The sequence below is a fragment of the Marivirga salinae genome (genome assembly GCF_030503855.1).
Classification (GTDB): Bacteria; Bacteroidota; Bacteroidia; order Cytophagales; family Cyclobacteriaceae; genus Marivirga; species Marivirga salinarum.
Genome location: NZ_CP129971.1, coordinates 4211352 through 4238155 on the forward strand (window position 1 = coordinate 4211352; position 26804 = coordinate 4238155).

The following is a 26804-nucleotide window of genomic DNA, read 5'->3' on the forward strand; positions in this document are numbered from 1 at the left end:
ATAGGTAGTTATTTAAATAAAATTGTTAGTGAGTCAGTCTGATTAAATCTTTCTCTTCTACTTCAAGCAAACCTACTTTAGGTAATCGTTTAGTCAATTCCCTCCAATTTGCATCCTCTTGATAAATTTTTTGAAGCATTTTAACAGCTCTATCCATTTTACCATCATTTGCCAAAGTTATGGCAGTCCAATATTGCATTTCTAAGTTTCTAGGGAACATTTCCATGGCAGCATTATATTCATTCATGGCCTCTTGCATGGCTCCTTTTTCTACATACAAATCTCCCTGATTCATATGTTCATAAGCACGAAACACCTTCACTAATCTATCCAATTCTGAAATTGGGTTTTCATGATCATCTACTCTCAAATCTAAAACCTTATCATTCCAAGGCTCTTCACTTGCTTCACCTTTTACTATTAAAAGTGCTGCTGATTGCTTCCCTCTGATATCTCCACCTTCTGCTTGAGCTGCTTTTAAAACTTCCACCATTCTTTCAGCAAGTCTTAAATCTTTATTTGATTTCCATGCATTTTCCATGGCTGGGACCACAGATTTATTTAACATCATATTAGCCTGAACTGAAAAATTATCCCCATTAATATGTCCAGCTTCATCTATACATTTAGCACCAGTATGACTTGCTACTTGACCTTCTGAATTCAATATAGCAACTTGACGAAATGCTTCACCTTCATCATTATTGATTAAACTATCCATTGCTTGCTGAGGAGAAAGTCCAGATTTCATCATGGCTAATCCTCTTGGTCCAAAAGATTTATTAGTAAATGATTGAGTTGCCACAACTCCCACTCCTGCCTCTCCCCATGAAACAGCAGTCCCAACACTAAACCAGTGAGACTGAACGGCAACAGCCATTTCGCCAGTTTCGGCATCACGCGCCACAATAGAATAGGTATGAGCCAATGGATCGCTTGGTTTATTTTGACTAAAAGAATTAAAACTAATGACTATCAAAAATGGAATAATATATTTCATGCTTTGGAAATTTAGAGTTTATTAAATTTTTAATTATTCAAATATAAAAGCTACTTATTTAGAAACTTCTTAAGAATCCTATTGTAATCCTCCTTATTATCATGTAAAGTAGAATGCCCTGCTCCTTTAACTACTTCAAATTCAGAATCAGGCACTAATTCACTAAAATATTTCACGGTTTGCGGTCGTGCTTCATCATATTCTCCTGTTACAAAAAGTGTAGGTACAGAAATTTTACTCAGGCTTTCAGTTCTGTCAAAATTCTTAAGCGTACCAGTACACCTAAACTCACTTGGCCCCCACATATAATTATAAATTATGCCATTGCCCGTAGCTTCAACCGTATCTAAAGGATGATCATTTTTAGCCGTTCTCAAACCAAACTGACCCCAGTAATAAGCATCAGCCTTTTGATATTCCTCAGAATTGTAATTTCCAGTTTCATTTGCATTCTCAATAATTGCTTGCATTTCTTCCGGTAAAGTTTTGATTAAAGTATCGGCATCTGCTTCCCAACGAGGAGTACTGATTAGTGGACTACTTAAAATCAATCCTTTAATTCCCTCAGGATAATTGAGGTAATATTCTATTGCCAGTGATCCACCCCAAGAATGACCCAACAAATAAAATTCTTCTAAGCCCAAACTTTCCTTAACAGCTTTTACCTGTTCCACAAAATGATCTACAGTCATCAATGTAGTATCATTATGATAATCAGATCTTCCTCCTCCTAGTTGATCAAACAAAATTATTGGTCTTTCATCTGTTTGCGGACTTAATTGATAGAAATAACGATGAGTACCTCCTGGTCCTCCATGCAATGTTAAAATCGGGATCCCCTCTCCTTCTCCCATCACTTTATACCAAATTTCACCACCTTCTACTTCAACTGTTCCTTCATGAGGTTCAAGATCTGTGTGAGTTTGTGATGAACAACTAAATAGAAATAATACTGGGATAAAAAGATAAATTATTTTCCTCATACTTATTTTGATTTTTAATAGCAGACAATTTACAATTTTAAAAAGACTTCAACATTCCAAAAAGCCTAAAGATTTTCTACCTTTAAAAACTGTTTAACTTCAGAATCAAATTACAAATGAGCAATACACCAGAATCAGATAAAAAATTATTTCTTCTCGATGCAATGGCACTTATCTACCGTGCACATTTTGCTTTTAGTAAAACCCCTAGAATCAACTCTAAAGGAATGAATACTGGTGCGGCATTAGGTTTTACCAATAGTCTCTTGGAAATATTGAAAAAGGAGAAACCAACCCATATTGGTGTAGCTTTTGACACATCTACTCCAACTTTTCGTCATGTGGAATTTCCTGCCTATAAAGCACAAAGAGACGAGCAACCTGAGGATATTAGAGTTGCCATACCTTATGTAAAAAAGATTGTGGAGGCATTTAATATTCCCGTGCTCATCATGGATGGTTATGAAGCGGATGATATTATAGGGACGATTGCCAGGCAAGCCGGGGAAGAAGGATACAAAGTTTATATGATGACACCAGACAAGGATTTTGCCCAATTGGTTACAGATAATGTATTCCTCTACAAACCTGCTTTTATGGGCAATGCAGTAGATATTTTGGGTATTGAAGAAGTTAAAAAGAAATTTGATATCGATCGAGTTGAGCAAGTAATTGATATTTTGGGATTGCAAGGTGATGCTGCAGATAATATTCCCGGAATACCAGGAGTTGGTGCGAAGTCCGCCATCAAATTCCTAAAGCAATATGGTTCAGTGGAAGGATTATTGGAACATACTGATGAGCTAAAAGGAAAGATGAAGGAAAAAGTGGAAGCTAATAAAGAGCAGGCACTACTTTCCAAGAAATTGGCTACCATTAAAGTAGATGTCCCTTTGGCTTACGAGCCTGATAAATTGGTTTTGGATGAACCTAATGAAGAAGTCTTAAGAGAATTATTTGAGGAACTAGAGTTCAGAACCATCATGAAAAGGGTTTTAGGTGAAGAACCAGCTGCACCTTCGAAATCTTCAGCTAAAGTTGATCCTGCACAAATGTCTATGTTTACGGACACACCAGAAGAAGGGGCAGAAAAGGATGAAGAACCAGAAGAAAGAAGGACCTTAGCGAATACCAAGCACCAATATCATTTAATTGACACTCCAGAGCTTAGAGAAGATCTCCTAACCTATCTATCTATTCAGGATGAATTTTGTTTTGATACAGAAACCACTGATTTGGAACCAACCGATGCCGAATTAGTAGGACTTGCCTTTTCTTATGTTGCAGGTGAAGCTTATTATGTTCCCTTTCCAGCCGATCAAAAGGAAGCACAAAAGATTGCAGATGAATTCAAGGAGGTTTTGGAAAATGAGGACATCACTAAAATTGGTCAAAACCTGAAATATGATATTCAGGTGATGCGGAATTATGGCGTAAGGGTAAAAGGAAAGATGTTTGACACTATGTTGGCTCATTATCTGCTTGATCCAGAAACTCGTCACAATATGGATGTGATGGCAGAGAATTATTTGAATTACAGCCCTGTATCTATTACGGATTTGATAGGTAAAAAAGGAGTAAAACAAGGAAATATGCGTGATGTTCCTGTTGAAGATGTAGTGGAATACGCTGGAGAGGATGCAGATATTACTTTGCAGCTCAAGCACCTTTTAGAAAAGGAAATTAAAGAAAATAATCTTGAAAAACTTTTACATGAAGTGGAAGAGCCGCTGTCCTATGTTTTGGCAGAAATGGAATATGAAGGCGTTAAAATAGATAAAGATGCTCTAGCTAAAATGTCAAAGGAATTGGAAACTGCTGCTTTGGAAGCTCAAGAGAAAATTTTTGAATTAGCTGGACAAGAATTTAACATTGCCTCACCAAAACAATTGGGCGAGATTCTTTTTGATAAAATGAAATTGGTGGACAAACCAAAGAAAACCAAAACGGGTCAATATGCCACTGGAGAGGAAATTTTATCCAAACTAGCAAATGAACATGAAATTGCGGATAAAATTTTAGAATTCCGCGAGTATCAGAAATTGAAATCAACTTATGTGGATGCCTTACCGAAATTGATCAGTAAAAAAGATGGAAGAGTGCATACTGATTATCGTCAAGCAGTTGCCGCCACAGGTCGATTAAGCTCCAATAATCCGAACTTGCAAAACATTCCAATTAGAACTGAAAAGGGCAGGTTGATCAGAAAGGCCTTTGTACCCAGAGATGAAAATTACCAGCTCATGGCTGCGGATTATTCTCAAATTGAATTGCGTATTATGGCAGCATTCTCACAAGATGAAGCTATGATGGAAGCCTTCAAAAATGGTCGTGATATTCACGCTACCACTGCTGCTAAAGTGTTTGGCGTTGAATTAGAAGATGTCGATCCTGGAATGAGAAGAAAAGCTAAAGAGGTGAACTTTGGTATTATTTATGGAATATCTGCATTCGGATTGGCGCAAAACCTTAACATTTCAAGAACTGAAGCTTCCGATATCATAAAAGCTTATTTCAAGGAATTTCCTAAAGTCCACGACTATATGGAAAAAATAAAAGAAGAAGCTCGAGCTAATGAATACGTGACTACCATTTTAGGCAGAAAAAGATGGTTAAGAGATATTAATTCCCGAAACCAAACCATCAGAGGTTATGCCGAACGAAATGCCATCAATGCTCCTATTCAGGGAAGTGCTGCTGATATGATAAAAATTGCCATGATCAATATTCACATATGGATGGAAAAAGAGAATTTAAAATCCAAAATGATTATGCAGGTGCATGATGAATTGATTTTCGATGCTCACAAAGATGAAATCGATAAGTTAAAAGATAAAGTAGTGGATTTAATGAAGAATGCCATGGAATTGGATGTTCCCATGGAAATCGGGGTGGGTATAGCCGATAATTGGAGTGAGGCGCATTAACAGGTGTTGAAGTGGAGATGTGTTGAGGTGTTTAGTTGTAGAAGATATTTTGCAGAAACTAGGTTGGCATAAAATAGCTTTTCTGTGGGTTTCTGTGAGCAAAAAAGCCGAGGATTTATAAGCAAAAAGCAATAAAGTGAATTAAAAAATATGCCTAAAGACAAAATCATATTAGGGATTGATCCAGGGACAACCGTGATGGGCTATGGCGTAATTCAAATTACAGGCAATAAAATGACCATGTTACAGTACGGGGTAATTCACCTTTCTAAGTATGCCAATCATGAAATCAAATTGCGTAAAATCTTTGAAAGAGTAACCAACTTAATTGAAGAATACAGCCCAGATGAAGTGGCTTTGGAAGCACCATTCTTTGGCAAAAACATCCAATCTATGTTAAAATTAGGGCGTGCCCAAGGAGTAGCTATGGCGGCTGCGCTACGATTAGATTTACCCATCACTGAATATGCTCCTAAAAAAGTGAAAATGTCTGTTACGGGTAACGGAAATGCCTCCAAAGAACAAGTTGCCGAAATGTTGAAGACATTATTAGGCATCAAGGAAATCCCAAAACTTTTAGATGCCACCGATGCATTAGGTGTCGCAGTATGTCATCACTTTCAAGGCGGTAAAACTACAAGTGGCCCAAAAAGCTGGAAAGCCTTTATCAATGATAATCCGAGTAGGGTTAAAAAATAAGTTGATAAGTTGGCAAGTTTACTTGTTGTCAGGTTGACAAGTTCAGATTTAAAAAGTTTGATAAGGATTATTAATTAAGCTTACTAAAACCTACCTAATCGAATTTTCATTCTTCTGCTTTTGTTTATATATTTAATCAACCATAAATTGTAAATCAAATGGAAAAAGCTAATTTAATTCAAGATACTGTTGATATCTTAGATAAAATGTCTGACGAAAAAATCCTAGAAGTCAAAGACTATGCTAGCTACATTCTGAAAAAGTATGAAGAAGATATGCTACAAAATGGCTTGACTCAATTAGCAAATCAATCTCAATCCTATCAATTTCTTGAAGATGAAGAAGATTTATATACTGTAGAAGATTTGAAAATTAAGTATAAATGAAAAAAGGCAAAATTGTCTTGGTCCCATTTCCATTTACTGATCTAAAAGGTAGCAAAATACGTCCAGCAATAATTTTAGTAAATAAAGAATCAGATATCATCTTAGCTTTTATTTCTACACAACTCAATTGGACGGAAAAGTCAGATATTCTACTTGAACCATCTAGTATTAATGGATTAAAAAAAGCATCTATTTTAAGATTATCCAAAATTGTTACTCTCCATAAAAATTTAATCCTTGGTGAAATTAGCGAGTTAGATTCCAAATTACATAAAAGACTAAATGAAAATTTAAAAGCACTATTCGATCTAAATTAAACAATTAATCAAATATTCTTTCTGTGACCTTCAGTGTTTTCTGAGAGAGAATTTTTGTGAGAAAATAAAAACTATGAAAAAAACAGCATTTATAACAGGCGCAACATCAGGCATCGGTCGAGCTACTGCCCTACTTTTAGGTAAAAACGGATTTAGAATCATTGCTACCGGAAGAAGACAAGAACGGCTTGATGAATTGAAAAAGGAATTAAGCAAAGAAACTGAAATCCATACACTAAATTTTGATGTTCGCGATCAAAAAGCAGTGCTAAATGCTATAGAAAGTCTTCCCGAAAAATGGGCAACCATTGATTTACTCATAAACAATGCTGGAAATGCACATGGATTAGCATCAATCGAAAACGGAAATATGGAAGATTGGGAAGCTATGATTGACATTAATGTAAAAGGTTTGTTATACGTTTCTCAACCAATTATTCAAAAAATGATTGGCCAGAAAGCAGGGCATATCATCAATATCGGTTCAGTTGCAGGGAAAGAGGCTTATCCAAATGGGAATGTATATTGTGCCTCCAAACATGCCGTAGATGCTTTAAATAGCTCAATGAGAATGGATTTAAACAAATATGGGATTAAGGTTTCTCAAGTAGCGCCAGGTTTGGTGGAAACTGAATTTTCGTTAGTAAGATTTAAAGGCGATGAGGATCGCTCCAAAACAGTTTACGAAGGATATGATGCTCTAAAAGCTGAAGACATAGCCGATTTGATTTTGTTTATGGCAACTCGACCTGCACATGTAAATTTAGCTGATGTATTGATTTTCCCAACTGCTCAGGCTGCCTCAACCATGGTGAATAAGTCTTGAAGTTTGACAGTATTGAAGTGAATAGGTATTGAAGTTTGGATGATATAGATGTAATCTTGATTTTAGCCTCTATTCTTTAATTTAGGTTATCGCGTTGAGCAATAATCTCATTTATTTTATTCTTTAAATTTTCCTTTTGAGTTGTACTCAAAATACTCCCACCGGATAATTGAGTGCTCATCAATTTAATAATCTCATCCAATTCTCCACATGAGTTAAATAGTTTATCCATAAGCTCCTTTGTCCTTGGATCAGTACTTTCCATCCGAATTAGGTCTGTTAGTCCTAGAACTCTTGCTAAAGGGGCCCTTAGTAAATGAGAATTAATAAATGCATATTCAGTAAGCTGATAGTTTCTTTCTTCAAGTTCAGTTGTTCTATTTTTCACAATCAAATCAAGACCATCATTCATGAAAGTCAACTCCTCATTAGCATGGTTGAGTTCTTCAATCGTGCTTCTTAATTCTTCAGTACGTTCACTTACTATTTCCTCTAAACTAATAGAGTATTTTTGTAATTTTTTTCCATAATTAAATTGAACTAAAAACAAAGTTACAACTAATAGAGAAGTTATATATTCGAAATACAAAGAACTTCTCAATTCAGTATAAAATGGAATAAAATCAGTTTCATTTAACCCCAATAATTGATTAGTGATAATAAAAATTGGAATCAAGAATACAGCATAATAAAGAGTAATTCCTACTGCGCAGAATAAAATACTTTTGACTAATTGTTCTGAATTTTTCTTTAAAATCAAATGATAGTAGACTCCAAAAAAAGCTAAGCCTCCAGCATGCATTAAAATAGTGGAATAAACAGAACCTTGATCTGGAGTGGTTAAAGCTGAGATAACAACTGAAATAATAAGATAGAATGGATTGCTTATATAAAAAACACTAATCAATAGAGGAATCTCGTTCAAACTGCTAATAGCAGCCGTGAAACCTGGAATATTAAATTTAACCAGCCCTAATAGAGTAGAAAGCAATCCGAATATCACACTCAAAATGACATCCCTTATATGTTGATTTTTAAATAATTTCTTATCCAATCATTCTAAATTTAATACGAAAGAACTGATCACCAAACTCAATTGTCTTGATTCAGATCTTCAATCAATTTCGATGCTTCATCCAAATCTGACTCATTTACATATAAATCCACTGCATTAGGAGAAGCGCCAAATCCAGCCATCACAGCTGACTGAAATTCGTTTTTCACTAAAGAAGGGATTCCTTTTTTTGCAAGTTCAGCACTGACCCTGTTAATATTGACTTCAGTATCACTATATACCCTAATCATATCATTTTGCTTATTCTTCATACAATTAAAGATAAGGAAAATATAGGATTTCTTTCAAGATTATGTTTTAAACCATGATTCGCTGTTTGACTTTAAAAGCCATGTAAATCAATATCTGTTATCTCCGCTAAATCAATTTTATACTTAATCTTCTTTTGTATCACTTCAAAATGGTGTTGCTCTTCAGGGGAAATCAATGAAATAGCTTCTCCGGAGTGCTCCGCTCTACCGGTCCTTCCTACTCTATGAACAAAATCTTTTGGCGAACGAGGTAATTCATAATTGATCACATAAGGTAAAAATTCAATATCAATACCCCTGGATAAAAGATCGGTGGTCACCAAAACATTAACTTTCCCCGCTTTGAAATCTTTTAAGGATTGATTTCTTGCATGCTGACTTTTCTTACTATGAACAGCCAATGCCTCTACTCCATTCTTTCTCAATTTATCGGCTACTTTATCTGCCGTGTTAATAGAGGATGTGAAAATCATAACCTGCTTTAATTCTTTTGATTTTATTAAATAACGAAGAAATGGTCCTTTCTTATCCGGTTCCACTGCAAAAGCAGATTGCTTAATTAGTGTTAGATTTTCTTTCTCATTTTCAATTTTTATAATTGAAGGCTTGTTAAGGTAAAGCTGATTTAATTTTTGCACATCAGGGCTTAAAGTTGCGGAAAACAGTAATTTCTGAGCCGTACCGGGTATTAGCTTCAAAATATTATCCAACTCTTCTTTAAAGTTAGAATTCAATAATTTATCAGCCTCATCAATCACTAAAAGTTGCAGACTGCTTAATTTTAAGGCATTTGATGAAACTAAATCCAATAGTCTACCTGGCGTTGCAATCAAGATTTTCACCTCCCCCATTGACTGCATCTGTGGATTGATTGAAGTTCCTCCGAAAGCAGTAATTGTCTTATTTTGATTTCTATCAGTATCTATAAAAAGCTTAAAAACCTCTAATACTTGTTGAGCTAATTCACGCGTAGGTACCAGAATTAAGACTTGTGGTTGACGATTTCTAGCTTCAGGAAAAAAATTCAGCCTAGTTAAAATCGGTAAAACATAAGATAAAGTTTTACCAGATCCTGTTTTGGCTATTCCTAGTATGTCTTTGCCTTCCAGCGCTTGTGGAATAACTTCTTTCTGAATAGGGAACGGATTCTCTATTTTCAGTTTTTTCAGGGTAGTGCTTAGTGATAGTGGCAAGTTAAACTTGGAAAATGACATATAGGTGAGCTTTATTAATTAGAGCACAAATTTATTCATTTTTCACCATGAATTACTCTAAATATGAGATATAATACTTGAGACTTAATTCAGCTGTCATAATCAAACTTAAATTCCGTAGCTTTGCATAATGATTCAAAAAATCAAATCTCAGGCTGAAATGCTAGCCAAATTGGGCATAAAAGGATTAAATCCTATGCAAAAAGAAGTGCAACAAGTTCTCAAAACTTCTGAGGACACCATTCTACTGTCCCCTACTGGTAGTGGTAAAACATTAGCTTTTTTGTTGCCCATTATAGAATCGCTAGACCCTGAATGTAAAGAAATTCAAGTACTAATAATCGTTCCTTCACGTGAATTGGCTCTGCAAATTGAACAAGTGGTAAGAGAATTGGGAAGCGGATATAAAGCCAATGCCATTTATGGAGGAAGAGCTGGAGCCAAAGATAAAATTGACTTACAGCATCCACCTGCTATCTTAATAGGAACTCCTGGAAGAATTGCTGACCATATAGAAAGAGAAAGTTTTGCTGTAAAAAGTATTAAAACTTTGGTATTGGATGAATTCGATAAATCATTGGAAATCGGCTTTGAAAAAGAAATGAAAGCCATTGTTTGGGAGCTTCCGCAGGTAAGAAGAAAAATTTTAACATCTGCCACAGAACCAAAATCCATTCCAGAATTCATTGGTTTAAGAGACCCTTTTTATATCAATTATTTGGATGAAAAGATTAATAAATTAACCATCAAAATCATAAAATCTCCTGATAAGGATAAGCTGGAAACTTTGGGGCAATTAATTCAGAAATTAGAAGGCCAACCGGGTATTGTCTTTTGTAACTTTAAAGACAGCATAGAAAGAGTCAGTGAATATTTAAATAAGCATAAAATAAACCATGGTTGCTTTTTTGGTGGTTTAGAACAAAAAGATAGGGAAAGAGCCTTAATAAAATTCAGAAATGGTAGCTATCATTTATTACTAGCCACTGATTTGGCTTCAAGAGGACTTGACATACCTGAAATAAAATTTATCATTCATTATCATTTACCCGTTAAAGAAGAGGAATTCACTCACCGAAATGGTAGAACGGCTCGTATGCATCAATCCGGAATAGCCTATGTTTTGGAAGGGGCGGAAGAAAAACTTCCTCATTTTATAGAAGCAGACTATATGTCAATCCAAGAAATAGATAATACAAATACTGATGCAATAGAATTTCAAACGCTATTCGTTTCCGGAGGAAGAAAAGATAAAATTTCAAAAGGAGATATTGCTGGTTTATTTATGAAAGAGGGCAAACTTCAGAAAGAAGACATTGGAGTCATTGAACTAAAATCAGACTGTGCTTTTGTAGCCATAAATGCTGCAAAGGCAAATAATTTAGTTAAAACCCTAGATAATAGTAGATTAAAGAAGAAAAAAGTAAGGATTAAGACTATTTAAGAAAGAAAAAGCCCAAGCTAAAGCTTGGGCTATGTGAAGATCATAATTAGTTGGATTTATCTAGGAATAGCATATATCTCTTCCTGTCTGCCATCGATATAATAGATTTCTTCCCCATCAAAAAAGGCTTCTTCTTCCAACATAATTCTGATTTCCTTATTCCATTCTTTTATAAAAACGGCTGCATTCAATTCTATGGAATAAGCAGTGTTTGGATATAATGGATAATCGCCACTGCCTGGAACTCCACCTTGTGAATCCCACATACCGATGGTCGGACCTGCGGCATGACCATGATAGCCAATTGGATGGGTGTAAATAGTAGGTTTCAATCCTTCTGCTTTTGCCTCTTCTAAAGCTGCTAATAACATTTCATTACCTGTTCTACCCATTTGGAATTGATTGGTCAAATGGTCTTGGACACTTTTCCCTTCTTCAAATGCTTTTACCAAATAATTTGGGATTCTATCTTCACCTGGCTTTAAAACATAAGCATGCTGTTGTGTATCTGTATTTAGCCTCAAATAAGTGATCCCAAAATCAACATGTAGTAAATCTCCAGGTTGAATGATTTGCAAATCAGGTCTTTTACTGAAGCTTCTCAAATGATCAAAACTTTCAGGATCTGCTCTTTGTACATCCACCGTTGGATGAAACCAGGTCTTTAATCCTAATTTGTTAATTTCCTGGCGATACCACCATACTAAATCATCGGTCGTGCTTACCCCTGGCGTTATAGCTTCTAATGAAAATCCTTTTGCAATTATTTTATGGGCAATATTACATAAATGCTCATAAATCACTCTTTCTCTTTCAGTACGTGTTTCTAGCCAACCAACTGCCAATTTTTCAGCAGAAACCACTTTTTTCTGTTGTGATTTCGATAGTACTCCCATCAATAAATCATATTCAGATTTAACTAACCCATCTGCATGAGAAAAATCATTTGACATATTTACTCCGATTTTCTTAGGGTTCTTTTCTGCAATAATTTCGGCTAATCTCTTCCACTGATCAGCTTGGGTATCAGGATCCCAAGCTCTTTTGAACACCTCACCTACATCATATCTGGCAACAGCATGAGTTTGTAATTCTGCTCCTTTTTCTGGTTGATATATGACCAGCATTGTGGTTCTCCTTGCAGCCATCCAAGTAGAAGGCAACATCGTTTTGATTACTGGATCTTCATTATATTCGCTGGAAATTATGAGCCACATATCAATTTCTGTTCTCTCCATAATTTCGGGTAAAACAGTTTCAAAACGTTCTTTCAAAATTTCATCCTCCAGTTTGGCTTGATCCTCCAAATTGAGGATTTCAGGATATTGAGCAAAACAGTTTTGGGTAATGAAAAACGAGACTAAAAGCGTGTATATATATTTGATTTTCATAATTTTTAAGTGCTAAGACCTGTAATATACTTTGATTAATTAATTTCTGTTAAAACTGAATAACTATTCAAATCTCCATTTTTATCGTATTGTTCACTTCTGACAAGCCCAACATCTTTAGCTATCCATTCCACATTTTTGGTTTCTCGGGTCATCATCATATCCATTTTCACAATGGAGTTAATTTTCCAGGCTTCATACGTTCCAGCAGGGACTTCAATGGTTTCCTTAGCCATCACCTTCCTATCCTGTATTTTAATTGCCATATTCATTTGCATCGGACCTGATATAGTCATATTGACTCCACCATCTTTTAAATATTGACCTACTTCTAAATTATCAGGAATTGTAATGGCCTCAAATTCCATTTCAACATCCATATTTTTAAAGCCTTCCATAGTTTCTTCAGGAATGTATTTAGACATATCCATTTCTACCACCCCGTCTTTGCAAGTAAATTCCACTTCTTTCTCCATTACCACTTTATCCTTTTTGTCATAAGAAATGAGCATAACATTGGCAGTGAGTTTACCATCTTCTCCCTCTGAAAGCGATAAAACCTCATAGCTTTGCTTTCCTTGATATTTGTCTTTTGCGCTATAATTAGCTGAAGTCCATTTTCTACCATCTTCTAGTAAAAAATAAGGATTGCAATCCGATGATTGAGCCCATGATTTAAATGGGATCGATAAAATAAAAATTAATGTCAGTCCTTTCAGTAAATTTTTCATAATTCGGAGATTTAGTTTTTACCAAATTACAATTTTATCTTGATAGTGGCAATGGCGTTTAGGATTAGGCATTGGCCAATGGAGATGCTTGAGCCAGTAGGGAGTGTACCTTAATAAGACAGGATATAGCTATTAATTAACTACAAAATCAAAAATATCATTCTCATATTTAGCAGTATCGGCTAAATTTATTTCTATTATATTTAAGTTATTCCTGCTTAAATCAGGAATTGATGTCATATGCCCTATATCATTTGAATAAGTCTTACTTGAATCACTGTATTCTACTACAGCCAAGTACAACATTGGTTCAGTAAAATTAAAATATGTTCCTGCAAAATCATAAATAATAATATTGGAAGTATCATGCGGACTTAATTCCATATTAATTTTATCATTTCCATTACCTAATGCAAATCTGTCCAAATTATAATCTGTTTGGTTTATAACCTGAAACTCATATTCATTTTTACGGGTACATGAAATCAAGACCCAAACAGAAATTAATAAAAATATAGGTCCTTGTATTTTATTCATTAATACAGCTTTTATTCTAATAAAAGAGAACACTTGTTCTAGCAAAGTTATTTATAGGCTCTATTCTTATGCTTTTTAATCATTTTTTGGTGAATAATCCCTGTTTTTTGAGAAGGATATTTATCTCCAGATGTCTCAAACCCCATTTTTATATAAAAATTAATTGCCGTTTCTCTTGCATTCAGTTCAATAGCATCCAATCCCATATTTTCACACTTTAGCAGCAAATGGTTTAGTATTTCCTTTCCTATGCCTAATTTCTGATGTTTTGGCTTGATAGCCATTTGAGATATAATTCCATTTGTGTTTTCAACATTCAATCTTCCGGTACCTAATACTTCTTTACTTTCTCCAATACATATTAGGTGATGCCCATTTTTTTCATATTTGTCGTTTATCAGGTCATCAGCATTTTTCATCCCATTAAAAAAACATCTAATTCGGATTTCCTTTGCCTTAGAATACAATTCATTCTTGATGTCAATATATTTAAATTCCATTTTTAAATTAATTTTGATCTTGTATAGGCAAAGGATGACATTCAAAGAAACACATTCATTTCCAATTAGTACTGACTGGGCCCCAGGAATTATGATAACCTTATAAACCTCTTACAATTCTATTACTTTCGTAAAACTATCACCCCATCAACTCAGCCTGCATCTTCTCCACTACCTCAGCTTTCAATTGAGGCAACTCTTTATGAGTTAACCCTACAGTTGAAATAGGAGCTAATAATTTCACATCAATTTTTCCTGGTTTCATCAGAAAACTGCTTGGCTTCATTAACTTAGCAGCTCCTTTTATAACTACTGGTAAAATTGGAGCTTGTGCATCTATGGCTATTCTAAATGCACCATCATAAAAGCCTTGAAGTGGTTTATCCGTTCTATTCATGGTGCCTTCAGGAAAAACTAAAATAGAATTCTCATTTTTCAGCACTTCATTCAGTCGATCTTTACTTTTTTGTCTGCTTCGAGGATTAGATCTGTCCACTACTTCAGTAATAGTCTTAATTATTATCCCAAAAATCGGAATTTTAGTTAATTCCTTTTTGGCTAAAGCCTTGAAGGGAGCATCTATGGCTTGAGGAATGGCAGGAGTATCCAAAAATGAGGTGTGATTAGAGATTATCACATAATTCTGTCCTTTTTTAAAGTGCTCTTTCCCTTCTACTTTGTAAATAATTCGGTTAAAAAAACTAAAAAGAAAAGACCACAAACGGATTGCTTTAAAGCTTAACTTACTCCCCTTTTTTGAAATAAGTGATGGAATAATAAAAACAGGAAAAAGGATAATCATGAAAACATGAAAAACCAGTAAAGCCCAAAAAGTATAGATGAATCGGAAAAATTTCAGCATTTATTCTGATGTAATAATTTGATTTGTAAGGACAAAGATGCTGAAATTTCCTGTTTTAAGAGAAATTTTCTTTGAATATATGAGTTTTAGCTCATATTAAAGTATGATTTAAATTGGCTTTTTTGCTACACACCTACATTGAATCAGAAAATCCCTTATAATTTCTTCCGCTACGCTTCAGAAATTTCAGTAATGACATGCTAAGGTTATTTTGTAGTAAATAAAATCACCTACTAAACATAATAAAAGCACCCCAATAGTATGGATGTTTATATTCATTCAACATTGCCAATTGTGCCGATCTAAATGCATCAGGAATTGCTTTTCCTTGCACGTTTTCCCGGTAAAATCCTGACATCAATTTTTGGGTGGCGGTATCATCCACTTTCCATAAACTCATGACTAGAGATTCAGCTCCTGCTACAATGAAAGCCCTTTGCAAACCATACACGCCCTCACCTGCTTTCACATCGCCTTTTCCAGTTTCACATGCAGAAAGCACTACCATTTCGGTATTATTTAAATTCAGGTTAATGGCTTCATAAGCAGAGAAAAAGCCATTATTACTTTGATTAAATGACTGTGAACTTCCTGAACTTTCCTCAGCTCCGGCTCCTGTCAACAACAAGCCAGAACGCAATAGTGGATTTTGTCTGATGTATTGTAACTGTACCCCGAACAAATTATCATTTGCTTGTTTATCCTCCAAAAAATAACCGTGGCTCGCCAAATGTAAATATTTAGGGGATTGCACCTGCTTTAAATTTGATTCATTAGCTTCATTGCTTAGGTATTTCTGCATATTCATGCTAGGTGAAAGATATTTTGAAATATCCTCTATTTCCTTTCTTGTACCTGGCAGCTGGGCTATGCTTTGGCTATTAAAATTAGGATCTCCCATCAAGAAAGCCGTTTGCTTAGCAGCTGATTGAGCCGACTTCTCAAATAGAATATCATTAGGATGACCAATATATCGAATGTCATGATCTTGAATAAGGTATTTCCCATTCGGTTGCTGAAGCGTATTCATATTCACCTGATTGTAAATCCCATCAGGCGATAAATATATTCTACTTGCACTTCCAATTTCATTCTCTAAACTCTTCCAATATTGAGCATAGGAATAATCATCTTTCATTTTCTGATTGATGACGTTATTGTAGTAGGAGTAATATCTTTTTTCCAGTAGATTTCCTTTATTGTTAATTACAATTTCAGGTTTGCTGGCTCCTTTTTTCAAAATCACATAAGCATAGGCATGTTCTGTGGTCAATTGTTTATCAAAAATTGGATATTGCACGATTTCCACCATCACTTGACCAGGCTGCAACCTACTTAAAAGTGCTTTGTAATCCGTATTCCTTCCTTCATAAGCAGTTGAAAAGGCTTCTGATTTAACAGACAATTGTTTTTCTGTTTTATTGGTGGCATTCTCAAGTGAATCAACATTTAAAGATTGTTCTTTAATTTCTTCATCACTTAATGCATAAGCGTTTGCTAATTGCTGTTTTTGATCCAACCATTGTTCGTAAAGAGCGGTCAATTCTTCATCATTTTGACTGAAGATTGCATTTCTTAAAGCAGTAGAAGCACTTAAAAGAATCCCTTTGGTAGATAATCTATATTGCATAAAGTCTTCTAAGAGCTCTGGATATTCCTGATAATTTTCTAGTGCAAAATTATAAAACCGAAAGAATCGAGGTTTCAGCTGTTCCCAGTATTTGGTTTTTTCAGCCTCACTTAAAGCAGGGAAATAATCTTTTATAAATTCCTGACTGGTACCCATTACCTTTTTGAAATAGCTTTGAGCTGATTCCATTTGGCCATTTGCCCAAAACCATAAAGCCAAATCTTCCTGGCTTTTCACCACCTTAGGATGCGTTTTGGATAATTTCCTTTCTCGAGTATATAGTGCTGATTGCAATAAAGACTCAGCTTTCTCATTCTCACCCAAAAATCTGTAGAGATTCCCTAAATCAGATTGAGTACCTGCTGTGGTCAAGTGTTCTGCTCCGAATTCTCCTTCATAAATTTCCAATGCGAGTTTTAATGCCTTCTCCGCTTTATCATATTCTCCTTTTTCCACATACAAAGCCGCAATATTAGATTTCATATGTGCATAATCAGGGTCGTTTTTAGCATTCAGTTTTAATCTGCTTTCTTGCAAATCGAGTACTTCCTGAAAGGTCTTTTCTGCAGTTTCCAAATCTCCATTTTCTTGTTCGAGAATGGCTCTATTGGTCAAAAATTGAAGATACGTACTGTTTTTCTCTGTTAAACTTTCTTTGGCAATTTCATTACATTCATGCATCAAACCTAAAGCTTCATCTGCTCTACCCATGTATTGATTTAAAATCGCTTCGTTATTCAAATAAATGGCATAAGGAAGCATTTCATTTTCTTTCTCAGCATTTAGATTTTCACCCAATTGTTGAATAATTTTTTCTGCCTCAATGAAATTTCCCAAATTAATTTGCAGCACTGCATAATTATTCAATTCAGCCAAATAGCCAATACTTTCTTTTCCTTGCAGCTTTTCCCAGCCATCTAAAGCTTTTTCAGTGAATTCTTCAGCCTTAGTATAGCGTCCCATATCACTGTAAAGAAGACCTAAAAGTCCAATTGATTTCAAATAATTAGGTTCATTGGTACGAGAAATTTGTTCATATTTAAATTTGGCTAATTTTAGATTTGTTTCAGCCATAAACTGGTTTCCCATATTGTAATTCAATCGACCAAAATCATAAATATCCCTTGCCGCTTCCAAATCAGTTTGGGGTTCATCATCCCTTAAAAGGAAATTGGCCGTTTTAATTAAGCCTTCACCTTTTTGTTGGTTCTCAAATGATTCGGTTTTATCTAGAAATGCAATGGCATAATTGAAGGAAAGTGTATCATAACTTTCACGTTTTTCCTCAGTTTTTTCCATTAACTTATCTTTCACTAACTTTTCAGCTTTCTTTTTCAGTGCATCTCCAATTCCAAATTGTGCTATTGAATTATGCGTATAAAAGAAAATTGACAATAATAAAAAGGATTTTAAAACTACTTTTAAGAAAAAAGACATAGCTAAGAATTCGTTTTGTTTTTGTTAATGCTAATAAAAATGAACAATTTTCATAAAAATAAGTAAAATAATTAGCGATATATCCATAACGTAGGTTAAGAAATATAATTAACACTCAACTTTTTAAAATGATGAGAAAATTAAGAATGCCTAAGATAGTTCCTGATTACAAAAACAGGGAGAAAATTATTTTAAGAGACTTTTTAGCTTTAGAGAGAACCACCTTAGCCAACGAGAGAACACTCTTTGCTTACATCCGAACAAGCTTATATTTGATTTTAGGTGGAATTGCCTTTTTGAAAATGGAAAGCTTGCAAACTATACAATGGTTAGCTTATCTTTCATTTGGAATTAGTTTCCTTATGATAGTTTATGGATTAATACGTTATTTCAAGTTAAAACGAAAGCTCCAAAAGTTTTATGATGAGGATTCAATGAAGCCATTTGAAGAAGAGCAAAAAGAAGAAGGTGAATGATTTTTATTTCAATTTTTAATTAGTTTGGAAATTAGTGTTTGTACCTTTGTAACCGAATTCAGATAATACCCTTATGTACCCAATCAAAAAAGTAATAATAGGATTAGATTTAAGAGAATTAGACCAAACTATGGTGGAGTTTGCAGATTTTTTAGCGAATGCACCTGCAGTAGAAGAAATCTATTTCGTTAATGTCATTAAAAACCTTTACATTCCTAAAGAAGTGCTGAAAGAGTTTCCTGATATGGTGGAAAATGCCATTAAAGAAAGGAAAAATGAGATGGAAACGAAGGTTGCAGAATTTTCGAAAGGTGAAAAAAATGCCAAATTCCATTTCAATGTTCTAAATGGAAAAATTGCTGATAGCATTTTAAAATTCACTAAAGAAAGGGATATAGATCTGATTGTGATAGGCAGAAGAGAAAAAGCTAATGAAAGTGGTGCTCTTTCTCAAAGATTAGCTAGGAGGGCTGCCTGTAGTCTGTTGATCATCCCTGAAGGCACCAGTCCAAAAATGGATAGAATACTTGTACCAAGTGATTTTTCAGATTATTCTAAATTGGCTTTAGAAGAAGCAATAAATATTGCTCACTCAAATCAAAATGCTACTGAAATCACAATTCAAAACGTATTCACAGTTCCTACAGGCTATCATTATACCGGAAAATCCTTTGAAGAGTTTACTGAAGTAATGAGAAAAAATGCGGTTAAGAATTACAAAAAATTTATCAGTAAATTCGATACAAAGGATATTAAAATAAAAGCTGTTTACTCTCAAGACACTAATGAAGATGTAACCACTGATATGATTGACAAAGCGCATGAAATAAATGCAAATGCTATCATAATTGGTGCAAAAGGGAGAACTTCTACCACAGCCTTTTTCTTAGGTAGTATAGCAGAAAGATTAATTCAACTAGATAATGATATTCCGCTGATGATTGTGAGACCGAAAGGGAAGAATGCTGGCTTTTTGGAGTTTTTAAAAGAGTTGTAATGCGTAAAACCATTGAAAAATTTTACGGTTGGCTTTTTGCCGACAAAGAAAATGATGAGGAAGTTCCTTATGCTAATAAACGATTTATGTTTTGGTTTTCCATTATCAGTTTTGCAATAGTACTATTTTTCATCGTAAAAGATGTAGTTAAGAATATCCAAAACGTGCCACAATAATGCAGCACATTTCTCTTACAGACCTCAATTTATTAATAAAAGACACGCTTAATACCCAATTGGAGCCCTCCTATTGGGTTGTGGCAGAAATAGGTGAATTAAGAGAAGCAAGAAACGGTCATTGCTATATTGAATTTGTTGAGAAAGACGAAGAAAGCAATCAGTTGCTCTCTAAAAGCAGGGCTACCATCTGGTCTTACAGCTACAGAAGCATAAGTGCTTGGTTTCAGTCCATTACTGGAGAAAACCTGAAAGCCGGAATGACGGTTTTGGCGAATGTTCAGATTCAATTTCATGAAGTATATGGCTTAAGTCTGAATGTAAAAGACATTGATCCGAACTTCACCTTAGGCGAAAGGGCCAGAAAAAAGCAAGAGATCATTGCGCAACTCAAAGAAGATGGAGTTTTTGAGATGAACAAAAGCCATGCTTTGCCTATGGTTCCTCAACGCATTGCCATTATCAGTGCTGAATCTGCAGCGGGCTATGGCGATTTTATGAATCAAATCTTAGACAACGATTATCAATATAAATTACACACCAAATTATTTGTCGCTACTATGCAGGGAGATAAATCTGCACAAACTATTATTTCTGCTTTACATCAAATCCATGAGCAAATGGAAAGTTTTGATGCAGTGATTTTAATAAGAGGCGGTGGCGCTCAAGTGGATTTGGATTGCTTTGATGATTATGAATTAGCTTCTCATATTTCACAATTTCCATTACCCGTTTTTACCGGAATCGGTCATGAACGAGATGAAACCATTTGTGATATGGTGGCGCATACAAAATTAAAAACTCCAACTGCGGTTGCGGAATTTTTAATTAGAGGTATGAGGATTTATGAAGAAAAAATAAACCTGGCTACTAATAACATTTTAGCACATCTCAACCAAAAAGTAGAAAAAGAACAGCATAAATTGAATGATAGAAAACATTCAATGCGCTACGCATTGAAAAAGCATTTCAATAAAGCGGAAAATCAATTGAGTCGCTACCAGCAGAAAATGCAATATGATATACGTAAAAGCTTCCAAAACACTCATCAAAAGCTGGAGATTTACGGGAAAACACTGGAATTAATCAATCCTGAAACAGTTTTCAAAAAAGGCTATTCCTATACTAGCTTGAATGGAAAAAGTATTATGGGACAGCAATTGAAAAAAGGAGATGAATTGAAGACTATTACGGCTAATCAGGAGGTTAAAAGTAAAGTCGAATCTGCTGGGAAAAGGGAAAATTGATGAGAGTTTGACTTTAATATCTATCACTTAATTTACATATAGTAAATGTTCCAGAGGAACAAGTAATTACCACTCGCAAGACGCGAGCGGCAGGTTAGATTTGCTTTTTGTTCTTATAATACCTAGACTTATTTGGAGACTGTTAAATCCTTTCTTAGAAATTTACTTAAAACCTAAAACTTAAGACTTAAGACTTATCACCTAAACCTAACTACACAATACTCTCTACTCACTAGCTGAAATCAATTCGTAATTCCAAAATTCTCAATTCGTAATTACCTCCCATATCCTTCCATAATCCCCAGCCCAAAAAGTGCGAAATCATATTTCACGGGATCATTAGGATCCATTTTTCTTAAAGCTTGAGTGAGTTCTTCAGCTGTTTGCCAATCGGTTTGCTTTCTTTGGATTAAGCCAAGTTTTCGAGCTACTCTATCCACATGCAAATCGCAGGGACAAATTAAATCAGCTGGTTTGATATTACGCCAGATTCCAAAATCAACACCTCTATCATCTTGCCTAACCATCCACCTCAAGAACATATTAATTCTTTTGCAGGCAGACTTTCGTTCAGGTGTTGCAATATGTTTTCGGGTTCTTTGAGGAGCTATTTCGGAAGCAAAAAAGAAATGATGGAAAGCAATCAAGCTTTGCTTCATGAATTCTGAATCAGAAGATTTCCCTAAAAGAAAAGCCTCTTCCAGACTATCATGTTTTTGATAAAACTCTTTAAAGAAATGAATAAAATAAAGTGTGTCAATATCATTAAAAGTCCTGTGCTTGAAATGCATTAAATCTTTCAAATCATTTTCAGAATGACTTAAGATAAACTCATGCGGACTATTGCCCATCATGGCCATCAATTCTTTGCATTTGTTAATAATGGTTTTTCTCTGTCCCCAAGCTAAGATGGAAGCAAAAAAAGCAGAAATTTCTATATCCTGCTTTTTGGTAAATAAATGTGGTATACTGACTGGATCATCCGCAATGAAATCCGGACGATTATACAAATCGTACTTTTCATCCAATAAGGATTTTACTTCCTCAAAATGCTTCATTCTTAATCTTTCAGCGGAAGATAACTGATTTCAACAGGGAATTTATAATCTACTCCGCCCAGTTTTTCAAATGCTTTTTTGGAAATTCTAATGATCACTTTTTCATCAACCCCAGTGTTGGGCAATTTTCCTAAAACCCTTACAAAAACGATTTGATCATTCAAATCATTTCTGACTTGCATGATGGTACCAATCTTAGCAGTTCTATGTAATGCCAAATATTTTTCCGTCCCCTCAGAACCTTCGATTACCTCAGCAACGCCCTTTTCTTTGATCTTATCAATTTTAGGCATATCCTCTTCCTCCACAGTGAAGTAAGCTTTAGTATCTTGTTTTTGAGGATTTTCATTAAAATCTGCTTTAGGCTTTTCAAAAACTGGCTTCTCTTCTATCTTTTCTTCAATTTCAACATCTGCCATTAAAGCGTCAGGATTTTGAATGTATAATTTCTGCCCTTTGCTTAATTGGTAATTATCTAAACTATTCCATTTCCTAAGGTCTTCAACTTCTACATTATATTTTTCTGACAGACTATATAAAGTCTCACCAGACCCAACTGTGTGTATTTTTGATTTATCGACTCTGATTGTATCCGTTTCTTCCTCAGCATCAGCAACAACTTTCAATTCTTCTGTTTCTGGCTTAGTAATTTTTATTACCTCACCTCCAACAAATGGCTCTTTAAACTTATTCCAGTTCTTCAATTTAGTTTCTTGCAATCCATAAATTCCGGCTACCTTCTTATAAGTTTCGCCTTTCTTTGCGTAGTGTATTTTCTTTTCACTTGGGATTTGATTCTCCGGCTTAGGATTTTCAATTTCCTCCATTGCTTCTTCTGCAACCTCAGCTTTTACAATTAATTTCTGCCCAACCGCTATATTATTATCTTTTAAATTATTGAGCTCAATAATTTCACTTTGCTTTACATCATATTGCTTGGATATACTGTAAATAGTTTCACCCATATCCACAGTATGGATAATCTCACCTTTCTTTTCAGTCTTTTCTCTATTTTCAGCCTTTTTACTCTTTTTAACCTGCTTTTTTTTAGCGCTATATGTAGCGGGGTTACTCACCCATAATTCCTGCCCAATACTTAAACTAGTAGATTGTAAGTTATTCCATTTCATGAGGTCATCTTGGCTAACATCATATTTCTTTGAAATAGAATAAATGGTTTCTCCTGCTTTAACGGTATGCTGTTTTCCATTAGATTGCGAAGTAGTTACAGTAGATGCAAATTCCTCTTCTTTATATGGAATTAAAAGCTCACGACCGATTTGGTCAATACTATAACCATCTTTCTCTTTAGGATTTACTTCTTGAATTTCCGCTACAGAAACATGGTAGCGTTTGCCCAAAGAATAAAGAGTTTCCTTAGGTTCTAATTTATGTATAATATATTTTTTTCCATCTACAACTTTAATCCCCACAGAATCTACGGCAGTAGCATTTACATTAAACGAAGTGATAAATAAGAAAAATAGACAGATGAATGAAATTTTTATCTTCATGCTTTTTTTAAGGTATCCGATTGCTTTACAAAAATGGTTATTATGTAATGATATGTAAAATAAAACTGAGTTTTAATTCTCAAATCAATAAAGAAAACGTGATTTCAATATACGAATTATAAAAACAGCAGTTTAAAATAGAATATTAATTTAATTTTCTATTTCGCCTAAAATCTTTGTAAAGAATTGACTTCACAATTTACAAAAATGGAGATAAACAGATCAATATAAATCACTCATAAATTTATCTTTGTAGAAAATAATAAAATGTCATAGCATATTATTGTGGCTTAAATACTATTCTCTTAAATTGATGCATAATTTCTACACATGAAAAGAATAGCCCTTATTTTATTTCTTATTGGAATATTTCAATTTCCAATTTTTGCTGATTCCACTGATGTAAAGCAGGAAGTATTCATAATGGAAATAAAGGATCAGATTGATGTCAGAACTAATAGATATGTGGAGCTCGCACTTCAAGAAGCAAAAAACAGAAATTCCTCCCATATTTTAATTGAAATGAATACTTATGGAGGTGCACTTTATGATGCTGATGAAATTCGTTCAGCTCTTTTAAATTTAGACATCCCCGTTTATGTTTTTATAGATAATAATGCAGCATCTGCTGGTGCATTAATTTCCATTGCATGTGACAGCATTTATATGGCGCCTGGTGGAAGTATAGGAGCTGCAACTGTAGTTAATCAAACTGGTGAAGCTGCTCCAGATAAGTATCAGTCTTACATGAGGTCTATAATGAGATCAACAGCTGAAGCATCTGGAAGAGATCCAAGAATAGCGGAAGCCATGGTAGATGAAAAAATTGAAATAGAAGGAATCTCTAAAGCAGGAGAAGTTATTACCTTTTCTACTTCCGAAGCTATGAAATATGGATTTTGCGAAGGTGAATTTAATAACACAACAGAATTATTAACCCATTTGAAATTAGATGTTACCAAAGTTCACCGATATGAGGTGAGCAATACAGAAGCCATTATATCATTTTTCATTAATCCATTCATCAGTGGAATATTAATTTTGATCATCATAGGAGGAATTTATTTTGAATTACAAACTCCTGGAGTAGGCTTTCCGATTATGGCTTCCATCATTGCTTTAGTTCTTTATTTAGTACCTTATTATTTAAATGGATTGGCTGAAAATTGGGAGATCTTAGCTTTTATAATTGGACTAGTACTGATAGCCATTGAAGTATTTGTAATTCCTGGTTTTGGAATATTTGGGATCTTGGGTCTGATTTTGACTTTAGGATCCTTGGTATTCATGATGCTTAATAATGAAATGTTCGACTTTGAATTTGTGCCAAAAGAAAATATCACAAGAGCCTTGCTCACTACATTAACTGGATTATTTGGAAGCATAATTTTAATGTTTATTGGAGGAGTTCGTTTAACTAATAGTAATTTTTTCAAAAAAGTAGCATTACAAGGAGTTCAATCAAAGACTGAAGGTTATTCTTCAAGATTTATTAAAGCTGGATTAGCTGATAAAACAGGAACTGTGTTTTCAGTTTTAAGACCAAGCGGAAAAGTTGAAATAGAAGGAGAACTGTATGATGCACATACTAGAGGCGAATATTTAGAACAAGGAGAAAAAATAGTGGTAGTAGATGAAAGTGGCACAAGTTTAAAGGTTAAAAAAGCTGAAAACTAAGAAAATATGGACATAATTGGAATTATCCCAGCGCGATATGCCTCAACCAGATTTCCAGGGAAACCTTTAGTTGATATTGCAGGTAAATCTATGATTCAACGCGTAATAGAACAGTGTAAAAAAAGCAAAGTTCTGAAAAAAGTGATTGTGGCCACAGATGATGAACGAATTTTTGATCATGTAAAAAGCTTGGGATATGAAGTATACATGACAAGTCCTGATCACAAAAATGGGACAGAAAGATGCCATGAAGCTTTGAAATTAATAGGGGGCAGTTATGATTTCGTTATTAATATCCAAGGTGACGAACCTTTTATAGATCCGCAACAAATTGATCTTTTAGGGAGCATAATTAATAGAAAAACTGAAATTGCCACCTTAATAAAAAATATTGACCACTTAGAAGATCTTCAAAATCCAAATGTTATCAAAGCCCTGAAAGCAGATAGCGGATTAGCTCTATATTTCTCACGATCTCCTATTCCGCATATGCGCAATATCCCAACAGAAGACTGGATGAAAAGCCATCAACATTATAAACACATCGGGATTTATGCATATAGGGTAGATATTTTAGCAAAATTGGTAACCCTTTCCCCTACTCCTCTAGAGTTAGCAGAATCTTTAGAGCAATTACGTTGGATAGAAAATGGATATCGAATCAGAACAGCCATTACTCCAATAGAATCTATTGGAATTGATGTGCCTGAAGATGTAGAAAAAGCTTTGAAAGAAATGGAATTATGATGGAAAAGTTAATAAATGGACATCCTCACATTCAATTAAAACATGAGAATCCAGATAATCAAACTTTAAATGTGAGAAGCAAAGATTTCTATTTATCTATGAACAAAAGAAGATCAGTAAGAGAGTTTTCTGATCAATCCGTTCCTAAAGAAACAATAGAAAACATTGTTAAAACAGCTGCAACAGCTCCGTCAGGCGCGCACAAACAACCTTGGACTTTCTGTATTATTTCTAATCCTGAATTAAAAAAGAAAATTAGGCAAGCGGCAGAGAAAGAAGAACAAGAAAGTTACCAAAACCGCATGAGCGATCAATGGCTTAAAGACTTAGAACCCATTGGTACTGACTGGGAAAAACCATTTCTGGAAACTGTTCCCTATATCATAGTGGTTTTTAAGAAAATTTACGATGAGGAAGAAGGCCAGAAGAAAACCAATTATTATGTAAATGAATCAGTAGGAATTGCTTGCGGATTTTTAATTTCTGCAATTCATCAAGCTGGCTTGGCTACGCTAACCCACACACCAAGCCCTATGAATTTTTTATCTGAAATTCTAGAAAGGCCCAAAAACGAAAGACCCTTTTTATTATTACCCGTTGGTTATCCTGCAGAGGAAACTTACGTTCCTAAGCTTGAAAGAAAAGGATTAAGTGAGATTTCGGTGTTTTTTGAGTAAAAAAAAGAGACTCATTTAATGTGAG

Annotated in this window: 26 protein-coding genes; 13 read left to right on the top strand and 13 right to left on the bottom strand. The window is 34.5% G+C overall.

Going from position 1 to position 26804, the window contains the following annotated elements; translation table 11 throughout:
• Positions 1-25: 25 nt before the first annotated feature.
• Both QYS49_RS17710 and QYS49_RS17715 read right to left on the bottom strand, forming a co-directional pair.
• On the bottom strand, positions 26-1000 hold the full coding sequence (locus QYS49_RS17710; protein ID WP_308349273.1) for a DUF1028 domain-containing protein: 975 nt from the start codon (positions 998-1000) through the stop codon (positions 26-28).
• 50 nt (positions 1001-1050) lie between these two features.
• Complete coding sequence (locus QYS49_RS17715) at positions 1051-1983, bottom strand: proline iminopeptidase-family hydrolase (protein ID WP_308349274.1); 933 nt, start codon at positions 1981-1983, stop codon at positions 1051-1053.
• A gap of 116 nt (positions 1984-2099) precedes the next feature.
• Between QYS49_RS17715 and polA the strand changes: the two genes are divergently transcribed.
• From polA to QYS49_RS17740, 5 genes are all read left to right on the top strand, one after another.
• A complete protein-coding gene (gene polA / locus QYS49_RS17720) occupies positions 2100-4910 on the top strand; it encodes a DNA polymerase I (RefSeq protein WP_308349275.1) in 2811 nt (936 codons plus the stop codon).
• Positions 4911-5060: 150 nt separating this feature from the next.
• A complete protein-coding gene (ruvC, locus tag QYS49_RS17725) occupies positions 5061-5609 on the top strand; it encodes a crossover junction endodeoxyribonuclease RuvC (RefSeq protein WP_308349277.1) in 549 nt (182 codons plus the stop codon).
• Between the two features lie 158 nt (positions 5610-5767).
• Positions 5768-5995 (top strand): hypothetical protein, encoded by a 228-nt coding sequence (locus QYS49_RS17730; protein WP_308349278.1) that lies wholly within the window; start codon positions 5768-5770, stop codon positions 5993-5995.
• Complete coding sequence (locus tag QYS49_RS17735) at positions 5992-6312, top strand: type II toxin-antitoxin system PemK/MazF family toxin (RefSeq protein WP_308349279.1); 321 nt, start codon at positions 5992-5994, stop codon at positions 6310-6312. The genes QYS49_RS17730 and QYS49_RS17735 overlap by 4 nt, the downstream gene beginning before the upstream one ends.
• Positions 6313-6385: 73 nt before the next feature.
• Positions 6386-7138 (top strand): SDR family NAD(P)-dependent oxidoreductase, encoded by a 753-nt coding sequence (locus QYS49_RS17740; protein ID WP_308349281.1) that lies wholly within the window; start codon positions 6386-6388, stop codon positions 7136-7138.
• A 76-nt stretch (positions 7139-7214) separates the two neighbouring features.
• Here the strand turns inward: QYS49_RS17740 and QYS49_RS17745 are convergent, their stop codons facing one another.
• The 3 genes from QYS49_RS17745 to QYS49_RS17755 form a co-directional block, all read right to left on the bottom strand.
• Positions 7215-8192, bottom strand: a complete 978-nt coding sequence (locus QYS49_RS17745; protein ID WP_308349283.1) for a phytochrome family protein — start codon at positions 8190-8192, stop codon at positions 7215-7217.
• 38 nt (positions 8193-8230) lie between these two features.
• Positions 8231-8464: a putative signal transducing protein gene (locus tag QYS49_RS17750; protein WP_308349285.1), complete on the bottom strand. Its 234-nt coding sequence runs from the start codon at positions 8462-8464 to the stop codon at positions 8231-8233.
• Positions 8465-8535: 71 nt separating this feature from the next.
• Entirely contained in the window at positions 8536-9678 is a 1143-nt protein-coding gene (locus QYS49_RS17755) for a DEAD/DEAH box helicase (protein ID WP_308349286.1), read from the bottom strand.
• A 130-nt stretch (positions 9679-9808) separates the two neighbouring features.
• Between QYS49_RS17755 and QYS49_RS17760 the strand changes: the two genes are divergently transcribed.
• The gene (locus tag QYS49_RS17760; RefSeq protein WP_308349288.1) at positions 9809-11122 is read left to right on the top strand and encodes a DEAD/DEAH box helicase; all 1314 of its coding nucleotides are present in this window, start codon (positions 9809-9811) and stop codon (positions 11120-11122) included.
• Between the two features lie 56 nt (positions 11123-11178).
• On the opposite strand, the gene QYS49_RS17765 is transcribed toward QYS49_RS17760, so the two are convergent.
• The 6 genes from QYS49_RS17765 to QYS49_RS17790 all read right to left on the bottom strand — a co-directional run bounded on the left by QYS49_RS17765 (position 11179) and on the right by QYS49_RS17790 (position 18210).
• The gene (locus QYS49_RS17765) at positions 11179-12513 is read right to left on the bottom strand and encodes a M24 family metallopeptidase (protein ID WP_308349290.1); all 1335 of its coding nucleotides are present in this window, start codon (positions 12511-12513) and stop codon (positions 11179-11181) included.
• A gap of 35 nt (positions 12514-12548) precedes the next feature.
• Positions 12549-13244: a TapB family protein gene (locus QYS49_RS17770; RefSeq protein ID WP_308349291.1), complete on the bottom strand. Its 696-nt coding sequence runs from the start codon at positions 13242-13244 to the stop codon at positions 12549-12551.
• A 132-nt stretch (positions 13245-13376) separates the two neighbouring features.
• Entirely contained in the window at positions 13377-13781 is a 405-nt protein-coding gene (locus tag QYS49_RS17775; protein ID WP_308349293.1) for a hypothetical protein, read from the bottom strand.
• Positions 13782-13828: 47 nt separating this feature from the next.
• On the bottom strand, positions 13829-14281 hold the full coding sequence (locus QYS49_RS17780) for a GNAT family N-acetyltransferase (RefSeq protein WP_308349294.1): 453 nt from the start codon (positions 14279-14281) through the stop codon (positions 13829-13831).
• Between the two features lie 139 nt (positions 14282-14420).
• Positions 14421-15143 carry a lysophospholipid acyltransferase family protein gene (locus QYS49_RS17785; protein ID WP_308349295.1) on the bottom strand — a complete coding sequence of 241 codons (723 nt, stop codon included), beginning with the start codon at positions 15141-15143 and terminating at the stop codon, positions 14421-14423.
• A 226-nt stretch (positions 15144-15369) separates the two neighbouring features.
• Complete coding sequence (locus QYS49_RS17790) at positions 15370-18210, bottom strand: CHAT domain-containing protein (RefSeq protein ID WP_308349297.1); 2841 nt, start codon at positions 18208-18210, stop codon at positions 15370-15372.
• A 128-nt stretch (positions 18211-18338) separates the two neighbouring features.
• Here QYS49_RS17790 and QYS49_RS17795 point away from each other — a divergent pair, with 128 nt between their 5' ends.
• From QYS49_RS17795 to xseA, 4 genes are all read left to right on the top strand, one after another.
• Positions 18339-18686, top strand: coding sequence for a DUF202 domain-containing protein (locus tag QYS49_RS17795; protein WP_308349298.1), 348 nt, complete (start codon positions 18339-18341; stop codon positions 18684-18686).
• Positions 18687-18759: 73 nt separating this feature from the next.
• Positions 18760-19683 carry a universal stress protein gene (locus tag QYS49_RS17800; protein ID WP_308349299.1) on the top strand — a complete coding sequence of 308 codons (924 nt, stop codon included), beginning with the start codon at positions 18760-18762 and terminating at the stop codon, positions 19681-19683.
• On the top strand, positions 19683-19859 hold the full coding sequence (locus QYS49_RS17805; protein WP_308349300.1) for a hypothetical protein: 177 nt from the start codon (positions 19683-19685) through the stop codon (positions 19857-19859). The genes QYS49_RS17800 and QYS49_RS17805 overlap by 1 nt, the downstream gene beginning before the upstream one ends.
• Positions 19859-21106, top strand: a complete 1248-nt coding sequence (gene xseA / locus QYS49_RS17810; RefSeq protein WP_308349301.1) for an exodeoxyribonuclease VII large subunit — start codon at positions 19859-19861, stop codon at positions 21104-21106. Before QYS49_RS17805 ends, xseA begins: the two co-directional genes overlap by 1 nt.
• Before the next feature lie 275 nt (positions 21107-21381).
• Here xseA and QYS49_RS17815 read toward each other — a convergent pair whose 3' ends face one another.
• Together QYS49_RS17815 and QYS49_RS17820 are read right to left on the bottom strand one after the other, a co-directional pair.
• The gene (locus QYS49_RS17815) at positions 21382-22164 is read right to left on the bottom strand and encodes a TIGR02757 family protein (protein ID WP_308349302.1); all 783 of its coding nucleotides are present in this window, start codon (positions 22162-22164) and stop codon (positions 21382-21384) included.
• 2 nt (positions 22165-22166) lie between these two features.
• Positions 22167-23678 carry a muramidase family protein gene (locus QYS49_RS17820; protein ID WP_308349303.1) on the bottom strand — a complete coding sequence of 504 codons (1512 nt, stop codon included), beginning with the start codon at positions 23676-23678 and terminating at the stop codon, positions 22167-22169.
• A 330-nt stretch (positions 23679-24008) separates the two neighbouring features.
• Between QYS49_RS17820 and QYS49_RS17825 the strand changes: the two genes are divergently transcribed.
• From QYS49_RS17825 to QYS49_RS17835, 3 genes are read left to right on the top strand one after another with little or no spacing between them, the layout of a single operon-like run.
• Complete coding sequence (locus QYS49_RS17825; protein ID WP_308349305.1) at positions 24009-25355, top strand: NfeD family protein; 1347 nt, start codon at positions 24009-24011, stop codon at positions 25353-25355.
• 6 nt (positions 25356-25361) lie between these two features.
• Positions 25362-26102: a 3-deoxy-manno-octulosonate cytidylyltransferase gene (gene kdsB, locus QYS49_RS17830; protein ID WP_308349306.1), complete on the top strand. Its 741-nt coding sequence runs from the start codon at positions 25362-25364 to the stop codon at positions 26100-26102.
• Positions 26102-26779: a nitroreductase family protein gene (locus QYS49_RS17835; RefSeq protein ID WP_308349308.1), complete on the top strand. Its 678-nt coding sequence runs from the start codon at positions 26102-26104 to the stop codon at positions 26777-26779. The genes kdsB and QYS49_RS17835 overlap by 1 nt, the downstream gene beginning before the upstream one ends.
• Positions 26780-26804: the final 25 nt, after the last annotated feature.